Here is an 8,584-nt window from a genome sequence, read left to right as displayed (position 1 = left end):
ACCACCCCACATCAGCAATATCAAGCTCTGGATGCGCGCCCACATGCTCAGCCAACCGAGCAGCCTGAGCCGCCAACGCGCTCGCCGACTTCGCCGAAACCACCCACGGCACCACCGGCACCCTGGGCCCGACCTCGACTGGTTCCGACTCGGGCGCGGCCGCCTCCACAATCACATGCGCATTAGTGCCACTAACCCCAAACGACGACACCCCAGCCCTTCTAACCCGACCCTGCACCCCACCCGCCGCCGGCCACGCCCGCGGCTGCGTCAACAACGACACCGACCCCACCGACCAATCCACATGCGGGCTCGGCGCATCCACATGCAACGTCGCCGGCAACACCTCATGACGCAGCGCCAACACCATCTTGATGACACCCGCCACCCCCGCGGCGGCCTGCGTGTGACCCATATTCGACTTGATCGACCCCAACCACAGCGGCTCACCCGAACCGCGGTCCTGCCCATACGTCGCCAACAACGCCTGAGCCTCAATCGGATCACCCAACGTGGTCCCAGTCCCATGCCCCTCGACCGCATCCACCTCAGCCGCGCTCAACCCCGCGTTAGCCAACGCCGCACGCACTACCCGCTGCTGCGAGGGGCCATTCGGCGCGGTCAATCCATTCGACGCCCCATCCTGATTAACCGCCGAACCCCGCACCACCGCCAACACCGGATGACCCAACCGCCGCGCATCCGACAACCGCTCCACCACCAGGATGCCCCCGCCCTCGGACCAGCCGACCCCGTCGGCCGCGCCGGCGTAGGCCTTGCACCGGCCATCCGGCGCGAGCCCACGGTGCCGGCTGAACTCCACGAAGACCGTCGGCGTGGCGAAGACGGTCGCCCCGCCGGCCAGCGCCAGGTCGGACTCACCCGAACGCAACGACTGCACCGCCATATGCAACGCCACCAACGACGACGAACACGCGGTATCCACCGACACCGCCGGGCCCTCCAGCCCGAGCACATACGACACCCGCCCCGACGCCACGCTTGACGTCGTGCCGGTCAGACGGTAGCCCTCGGTCTCCTCGGCCAACATGCCATAGCCCTGGACGACGACTCCGGCGAACACCCCGGTGGCGCTACCACGCAACCCGCTGGGATCAATCCCGGCCCGCTCCAACGCCTCCCACGACAGCTCCAGCAACATCCGATGCTGGGGATCCATCGCCAGCGCCTCACTCGTCCCTACACCAAAGAACGCGGGATCGAAGTCCGCGACACCATCCACGAAGCCCCCGGTGCGCGCGTACGACTTGTGGCGCACGTCGGGATCGGGGTCGAATAACCCCGCCAGATCCCATCCGCGATCGGTCGGAAACTCCGATATCACGTCCCGGCCGTCGGCCACCATCTGCCACAGGCTTTCCGGGCTATCGACCCCGCCCGGGAAGCGGCAGGACATACCGACGATCGCGATTGGCTCACTCGACCGCTCCAGCAACGCACGATTGGTGCGTTTCAGGCGTTCAACCTGGGCCAGCGCTTTCCGCAGCGCTTCGGTCGCATGCTGGAGTTGATCAACCATCACTAACCTCGCCTAACCTTCACCTAACATTTGGCCGCCTACCACCGCCGGGATGCGGCCCCCGCCAAGTCACGGAAGTTGCTGCACGAAATGACGACGCCATTTTTTCGACCAGCGTCGTGCTGCTGCCCTACCCAAGAATGTTACCGGTGAGTATGGCTAACTCCGGGGGGATTTCAAAACGTCCGCTACTCCTGTCTTCTAAAATCGGAATACCTTCTGGAAGCAGAACACCGGCTGAAAGCGGAACACCTTTAGAAGAGGACCTTCTACCCATCCGAGGGGAGGTGACGCTACGCTCGGTGCACTCTGTTTCCGTCCCACACCTGGCGCACTATCCATGGCGTGACTGTACTCGGCTAGCCATTGGCGGTGGTCAGGCACGTGTCACAACAAGTAGAGGGACGGGTGGAAAGCGCGATCCGATAGGTCGGCCGCATCGTCGGCCGACAGCACAATCGCGGCGGCGGGCAAGGCCATCGCCTCGGCCCGGTTTGCCGAGGCCCGCTGCTCATATGCCCGCTGTCGGCAGGACTTTTTCCGGAGACTTCCGAACGGCGCGGTGATCAACGCCGCCCTGCGCGAACACACCTCCTCGCGATTGGTCCACAACTGGGCGCCCCCGTCCACACAGTCCGCGCCGTCGGCCACCGCAGCAGCCAGATCGGCGAACACATCGCCAGGCGGCTGGATCCACGCCGACAGCCCCGTCAGATCCGCCGTCTTACGCAACATGCCGACCCCAGGCGTGCGCACCCGGGGCCGTCCGCTGACACTTTCACCCGGCAAACCACTGCGCTACTCTTCACCTACAAAGTGCCTCGGCTTCGGAATGATGGACCCTAGAAAAGTCTCATTATCCCTTGCAGGACAGGCACTTTCGCTAACTCAACACCGTGTAATGCAGAGTTTCACGAAAAATCGAGGCTAGGGGTCGTCATGTTGGAATGTGCTCTCACGGCCGCTGAACCGAGTTAGTTCCGCCGAACCTGACAACTGAGCGGTTCAAACGATCGTTCAATTGCCCAGATCAGAGCAGCAAACGAAAATGTTCGGAGACAGATGGCAGAGCAGACTCCCTTATCACCAAAATTATTGGCATACCTTCGCGCCGAGTCATTGCGCGAAGACGAGCTCCTCCGAGAACTTCGTGAAGAGACCGCCACTTATCCTATGGGGCGAGTAATGCAAGTCATGGCTGAAGAGGGCCAGCTTCTCGCGCTTTTAGTGAATATGACAAATGCCCGGACTGTATTGGAAGTCGGCACTTTTACGGGTTATAGCACGCTCTGCATGGCGAGGGCTCTGCCATCCAATGGCCAGCTCATCACGTGCGATATTACCAATCGGTGGCCGAAAATCGGGATGCAATATTGGCTGCGAGCTTCCGTTGCCAGCCGAATCGAGGTAAAAATTGGTGATGCAGCTGAAACGCTCGCAAGTCTCTTAATCGAGAAAGGCTCAGGGGTTTTTGATCTCGCCTTTATTGACGCTGATAAAGTGAATTATCGAACGTACTACGAGAAAGCGCTTCTGTTGATCCGCCCAGGCGGATTAATCATTATCGACAACACGCTACTATTTGGTAGAGTGACCGACGATGAAGATAACAGCCCCGAGGTAGTTGAGATTAGAGAACTCAACTCGTTATTGCTCCACGATAGCCGAATCGACTTGTCCATATTACCAATGGCAGACGGAATTACTCTCGCGCTGAAGAGGTAGATTTGAGGTCTGGGGCAAGCAGTTGCATAGTAGTCGGCGCCTCTCGGGGCTCCGGCACTAGGTGCATGCGCTCGATGCCGTCGCGTTGGGACAACAAATTATGACAAGGGCAACCGGAATCGTTGAAACCGAGAAACCGGTAAGTTATCTCCATTATCCTATTGCGTTCGGTCGCACGAAAATCGGCGACCAAATGCACACCTGCATCCGAGGCATGGCTGATCAACCAGGTCAATACTGTAGCGCCCACGCCAAAACTAACGACGCGGCAGGAAGTCGCGAGCAGTTTAAGGTGCCAATAAGCCCCATGCTTCTCCACCAGAACAAGACCAACTACGCCGTGGGAACCAAAGCGATCATCCAGACTTGCTAGCATTACCTCGTGGTCAGGATCGGCACATAATTCTCGCAACATCGCCTCGGAGTAATGAATCGCCGTTGCATTCATCTGACTGGTGCGAAGTGTCAGCTCCTCCGCACGCGGAAGATCTTCCACCGCTGCTCGCTCGATACGCAGCCTAAGATCGAGCGAACGTAAAAACGCATGATCTGACCCTTGGAAGCCATTACGGTATTCATCCCGTCGCGCAGCAGCTTGGTACATATGCCTTCGCCGGCCAGCGTCGATTGTCACAATCTTCGGATTGAATTCAGGGAGTTCATGCAAGGCTACAATCTGACTTTGGGAGTAACAACGAACCTCGGGCAAATGAAAAGCGACCTCTGCACGTTCTGCTGGTTGGTCGTCTACAAAAGCAATTCTGTCTTGTGAAAAGTTGAGCTGTGCTGCAATATATGAGATAGAATCTGACTTTGGACTCCAGTTAATTTGCGGTAGAATGAAATATTCAGCAACTCCAAGCTCGGAAAGACATGACCAGGCCAAATCGTGGTCATTTTTACTCGCAATCGACTGCAGTATGCCGCGCGAGTCAAGGACCTCGACCGTATGTCGAACTTCGTCATCGATGAAAACGCGGTCGCCTTCCAGAAGGGTGCCGTTCCACAGGGTGTCATCGAGGTCCCAGACGAGACACTTAACAGCACTACCTTGTTGAGCCATGCGCAGCTCCACTCGATCCATCTAATACAACGACATTGCGTGATCTGCCAAGAGCAGTTGGCATATTTCCGTGCTGCCCTCGATGATTTCCATGAGTTTCGAATCGCGATAGGCGCGAGCTACTAGATCACTGCCTCGCGCTCCTGCCGACGCGAGTACCTGCACCGCCATCGCAGAGCCCTGAGCAGCGTTTCGGGCACTCACCAGCTTAGCAAGTACAGCCTTTATCGCCGTATCGGGCGTTCCTGCATCCCATGACCGACTGGCATGTTCGCATAGCTGCGCCGCGGATTGCTCAAGTACGAACAGCTCCGCGAGATAGCGCTTAATCAGCTGGTGTTGTTCCAGCGGTTTCCCGAATTGTCGGCGAGTTCGTGCATGTGACGTAGCTTGGGCAAGGCAGGCTCGCAATATCCCGACACAACCCCAAGCAACAGATATCCGTCCGTATGACAGCGCGGTCGTTATTATCAGCGGCAGAGATTGAGCTTCATACCCTAAGATGTTGTCTTCTGGCAACTGAACATTATCGAAATAGATGTTCGCGTGCCCGGCTGCGCGGCAACCAAGTGCATCGGTGATAGCCTCTACCCGAACACCGGGCGAAGATAGGGGCACTACTACCGCAGCAGCACCATTCTCAAAACGCCCGAACACAACCACAAAATCCGCATAGCTCGCACCAGTAACCCAAATCTTGTGCCCGTCTACCACAGCGCTGTTCCCGTGGCGACTTATACGGGTAGTCATTTCTGAGAGGTCGCTGCCTGCACCTGGCTCTGTGAAACCGACTGCTGCCAATTTGCCGCTGGTTAACTCGGGTAGGTAAAGCTCGCGTTGGTCGTGATTGGCGAGCTTTTGAATGGACCAGGCCGCCATTCCGTGTGAAGTCATCACACTACGAATGGAGCTGCAGCGGCTGCCCAGGTGTGCGGTAAACTTGCCGGCATGTAAGCTATTGAAACCGGGTCCCCCGACGGACGCAGGAACCTGGGGGCACAGTAATCCATGTGCGCCGAGGTGTCGGAGGATATCGTTTGGGATCCTGGCCTGCGCGTCCCATTCCGAGGCTTGGTCTCCTATAAGAAAGTCGACGAAACTACACTGATCGGCTAGTTCTTTTGAGATTGTCATTTTTCTGCGAGCCGCCGAACGAGGTTGGCCATTGCGTTTACAGATCGGAAGTTCGCCATGTCCAAATCGCGGCCTTCGACGGCAACATTAAATGTGTTTTCTATCTGCACGACTAATTCCAAAGCAAACATAGAATTGATCATGCCCTCAGCAAACAAATCCTGTTCAGGTCGCACAGTGGTCTTCAATCGCTTGCTAAGCATTGCGAGTAGCTCACTTGTAGCGCGGTCTTCCGATGAATCAGCTTGAAGATAGTTCTCAGAGTTCACTCCACACCCTCGCCGTATTCGTAGAACCCACAACCAGTCTTACGACCTAAATGACCTTTTCTCACCTTATCAACAAGCAGACTGCATGGTCGGTAACGCTCGTGCCCGGTCCGTTCGTATAGAGAATCCAACGAGTCGATCAGGTTGTCGATTCCGATCAGGTCTGCAGTGCGAAGGGGACCAACCGAATGACCGAGGCATTCCACGATTAACGAATCGATCGATTCGACTGTGGCCACGCCCTCCTCCACTATGCGCGCTGCGTCATTAAGCATCGGGTGCAGTAGGCGGCTTGTAACAAATCCGGGACTATCATTCACGACGATCATTTGTCGTGCGAGTCTCTTTAGCAAGGTATCGACCGCGTTGATGGTGATTGGAGCCGTGCGTGGCCCGCGTACTACTTCGACCATCTTAATCAGGTAGGCGGGATTCATGAAATGAGCGCCTACAAGGCTCTCGGGGCGTGCCAGAATATTGGCGAGCTCATCGATAGGAATTCCTGATGTATTAGAAATGAGTGGCGTCGTTGGATCGACATGCGTCTCGGCCTGCCGAAGAACTTCGCATTTTAGATCGCGGTTCTCGGTAATCGCCTCGATCACGGCAATGATGCCACCAGCTAGGTCGAATTTCGTGTCGATGGCAAGCTGCCCCACCGGCTGGTCGAACGGCAATTTCGATAATAGGCGGCCGTGTCGAAGTTGCGTGGCAATCTGGCGGCTTGCTCGGTCGAGCTGATTCGCGTCTGTATCAATCAGGATAACGGAAACGCCATGCCCGAGTGCCATCGTGGCAATGCTTGTGCCCATTACTCCTGCGCCAACCACAACCAGATAGTCCTGGTCGGATCGCTGCTTCGTTATTTCGTATATCGGTGACGTTTGCACAGTTTCGGTATTTCTTCTTGAGTGATGCTAGGACAGAGCAGTTGATCCACAGCCCATGGCCGGCGGTCGAACCTGCCGGTCGTTGTGTTGATCCTCAAATCTGCCCAAGCCCTAGTGGAGAGGGGCACAGCTCTCCCGCCCCTGTGGAAACAGCTGGTTGGAATTCCTTACTTGTGTCGAGACTACTCGTCTGACCCGCAGGTAAAGGTCGGTCGCCCCAGTGTCGACGATGCTAGCAAACGACGATGCACGTAGGTTCCCCAGCTACCAACTCAACCACGGGAGAACTACGCCCGTGTCAAAACGAGTCTCGCGCACCGACTCGATGGTAGTGAGATCGACGCCGTGTACACAGCTCGCGGGAGCTCTGGGAGGGCATCGAGGGCGTCGCGCGCCTGGGTGTCCGGTTGATCATCCAGACTGCGGTCGAGACCGAGGTCGACGCGTTCTTGGGCCGGGCCCGCTATCGGCGCGCGCCGCCTGGTGCTACTGCTTTCGAGAGCACCCGTCGGCGGTGCGACTCTGGGGACCGGAGGCCGTATAGGCTTTGAGCGTCAAGGTTCTTAGCAGAGGCCCGTCGCGACCGGACAGTAGCGACGACTGCAAATAGGTACCTACGAGAGGTTATGTGCATCCCTCGTTGGGAGGCGGTCAGTCCATGGGGAACGGCTTGCAATCGGTAGGGATTGCCGTGATTGGGATGGCTTGCCGATTTCCAGGTGTGTCAAACCCGGACGAATTTTGGAGAATTCTCCGAGGTGGCGAAGAAGTTACCAGCCCGCCGCCCGCTGATAGGTCCCAGCTGGATCCGCTCGGTGGCACCACAAGCCTAGATCAGCAGCGAGAGGGATATGTCAACAATGTATCTGATTTCGATGCGCATTTCTTCGACATATCGCCGCGTGAAGCTCGCTCGATGGATCCGCGGCAGCGGTTCGCTCTTGAGCTGACTTGGGAATTACTCGAGGCTTCCCTGATAACACCTGACAGAATGCATGGAGATAATGCTGCCGTTTATATCGGAGCGATGAACGATGACTATGCGTTCCTCACGCTCCGCAACCGCGGAGCCGATCTTGATCATCACTCCTTTGCGGGCCTCAACCGAGGATTAATCGCCAACCGAATTTCATTCACATTCGGGATGCATGGCCCCAGTTTCACCGTCGATTGCGGTCAATCTTCCTCTCTAGTAGCGGTGCATCTTGCGTGCGAGAGCCTTCGGAGTGGCGAGTCATCGCTGGCAGTCGCAGGAGGGATCCATCTCAACTTCGCCGCCGAAACCGCGCTTCTCGAGGCGAAGTTCGGTGCCCTGTCGGCTTCGGGACACACGTATGCATTCGATGAACGCGCCGACGGGTACGTGCGGGGTGAGGGAGGCGGCCTGGTTCTGTTGAAGCCGCTCGATGCGGCGATCGCTGATGGAGATCGGATCCGTGCCGTGATTCGTGGAAGCGTCGTGGGTAATGCCGGCAGGAATGCGGCTGGATTGACCGCGCCTTCTGTTGCGGGACAAGCTGACGTTCTGCGGCGGGCATACTCTCGCGCAAGCCTCGATAGTACGCATGTGGATTACGTGGAGTTGCATGGTGCGGGCACCAACTTGGGTGACCCAATCGAGGCGACGGCGCTCGGCCAGCTGTTCGCGGGGCGCGGTACCCGCCCACTGCACGTGGGTTCTGTGAAGTCGAATATCGGCCACCTGGGCGCCGCCGCAGGCATTGCCGGGCTGCTCAAGACGGTCCTGGCAATGGAAAATGGCGAAATTCCAGCGAGCCTCAATTACTCCCACGGTAATCCTAAAGTTGATCTTGAGAAGTTGGGGCTAAGAGTCAATCGGGCGCTTACACCCTGGCCGGTTGAGGAGGGCCGGCCGCGGCGGGCGGGGGTGTCGTCGTTCGGGATGGGCGGCACCAATGCTCATGTGATTCTCGAGCAGGCTCCACCGCTGACCGAGGTTACC

Annotated in this window: 7 protein-coding genes and 1 pseudogene; 2 read left to right on the top strand and 6 right to left on the bottom strand. The window is 57.6% G+C overall.

Features of this window, described 5'->3' with window-relative positions; all coding sequences use genetic code 11:
• The coding region (locus ACLP9N_RS26200) for a type I polyketide synthase (protein WP_442410113.1) at positions 1 to 1,540 on the bottom strand (1,540 nt) is incomplete at its 3' end.
• 561 nt (positions 1,541 to 2,101) lie between these two features.
• Positions 2,102 to 2,349 (bottom strand): annotated as a pseudogene (locus tag ACLP9N_RS26195) (IS1380 family transposase); the annotation flags it as partial.
• Positions 2,350 to 2,602: 253 nt separating this feature from the next.
• Between ACLP9N_RS26195 and ACLP9N_RS26190 the strand changes: the two are divergent.
• Positions 2,603 to 3,265 (top strand): O-methyltransferase, encoded by a 663-nt coding sequence (locus ACLP9N_RS26190; RefSeq protein WP_442410112.1) that lies wholly within the window; start codon positions 2,603 to 2,605, stop codon positions 3,263 to 3,265.
• On the opposite strand, the gene ACLP9N_RS26185 is transcribed toward ACLP9N_RS26190, so the two are convergent.
• Genes ACLP9N_RS26185 through ACLP9N_RS26170 form a run of 4 tightly spaced genes read right to left on the bottom strand, consistent with a single transcriptional unit; the run spans position 3,243 to position 6,561 of the window.
• Positions 3,243 to 4,340: an HAD-IIIC family phosphatase gene (locus tag ACLP9N_RS26185; RefSeq protein WP_442410111.1), complete on the bottom strand. Its 1,098-nt coding sequence runs from the start codon at positions 4,338 to 4,340 to the stop codon at positions 3,243 to 3,245. The two genes, ACLP9N_RS26190 and ACLP9N_RS26185, sit on opposite strands and share 23 nt — an antisense overlap.
• A gap of 9 nt (positions 4,341 to 4,349) precedes the next feature.
• Entirely contained in the window at positions 4,350 to 5,462 is a 1,113-nt protein-coding gene (locus ACLP9N_RS26180; RefSeq protein ID WP_442410110.1) for an acyl-CoA dehydrogenase family protein, read from the bottom strand.
• Positions 5,459 to 5,731: an acyl carrier protein gene (locus ACLP9N_RS26175; RefSeq protein ID WP_442410109.1), complete on the bottom strand. Its 273-nt coding sequence runs from the start codon at positions 5,729 to 5,731 to the stop codon at positions 5,459 to 5,461. The genes ACLP9N_RS26180 and ACLP9N_RS26175 overlap by 4 nt, the downstream gene beginning before the upstream one ends.
• Positions 5,728 to 6,561: a 3-hydroxyacyl-CoA dehydrogenase family protein gene (locus tag ACLP9N_RS26170; protein ID WP_442410115.1), complete on the bottom strand. Its 834-nt coding sequence runs from the start codon at positions 6,559 to 6,561 to the stop codon at positions 5,728 to 5,730. Before ACLP9N_RS26170 ends, ACLP9N_RS26175 begins: the two co-directional genes overlap by 4 nt.
• Before the next feature lie 730 nt (positions 6,562 to 7,291).
• Between ACLP9N_RS26170 and ACLP9N_RS26165 the strand changes: the two genes are divergently transcribed.
• The coding region (locus ACLP9N_RS26165; RefSeq protein ID WP_442410114.1) for a polyketide synthase at positions 7,292 to 8,584 on the top strand (1,293 nt) is incomplete at its 3' end.

Source organism: Mycobacterium sp., from assembly GCF_052144515.1.
Classification (GTDB): Bacteria; Actinomycetota; Actinomycetes; order Mycobacteriales; family Mycobacteriaceae; genus Mycobacterium.
Note: the sequence above shows the minus strand (reverse complement) of the source record. Positions and strands in the feature narration are given on the sequence as shown.